A 562-nucleotide genomic window follows, 5' to 3' on the forward strand; every position below is an offset into this window, starting at 1 on the left:
TATATAGGGTTGACACCAAGGCAATATTCTTCTGGAGAAGTTGATCGGCATGGCAGCATATCAAAGATGGGACCAGCGGAATGTAGAAGTATGTTATATGAAGCTGCACAAACAATGCTTACAGTTACCAAGAGGACATTTAAATTAAAAAACTGGGGTTGCGAAGAAAAAAGGAATGAAAAAAGCAATTGTAGCAGTAGCAAGAAAATTAGCTGTAATTATGCATAGGATGTTGGTTGATAAAACAGAATTTTATTATCAATAAACATCAAAAGAGCATAGGACAATAATTTTATTGAAAATAAAGATAGCAATGCCGATGGAAGGGACAAGCAAGAACTTAGTTAGACTTCGTGGTAAATATGTTGCCGTCCACTTCCGCCTAACAAGTATAATGCGGCTTAACAAATTTATTGTCATCTCAGACCGCGGAGAGAACCATATGCTACTTTTAACTTATGTAAAATTACCAAGGATTATGGAGAAGATATGCTGTTTTGATTTGTGTGAAAATTATTGTTGACTTATGTGCAATTAGAGAACCTAAGTCACTTTAGCTATA

At 35.1% G+C, this 562-nt stretch carries 1 protein-coding gene; it reads left to right on the forward strand.

Going from position 1 to position 562, the window contains the following annotated elements; genetic code table 11:
* A partial coding sequence (locus tag WOCAOBSORBRA_RS06090) for a transposase (protein WP_156518078.1) occupies positions 1 to 228 on the forward strand: 228 nt, incomplete at its 5' end.
* Positions 229 to 562: the final 334 nt, after the last annotated feature.

This window comes from Wolbachia endosymbiont of Cardiocondyla obscurior (assembly GCF_902713635.1).
In the GTDB taxonomy this organism is placed as follows: Bacteria; Pseudomonadota; Alphaproteobacteria; order Rickettsiales; family Anaplasmataceae; genus Wolbachia; species Wolbachia pipientis.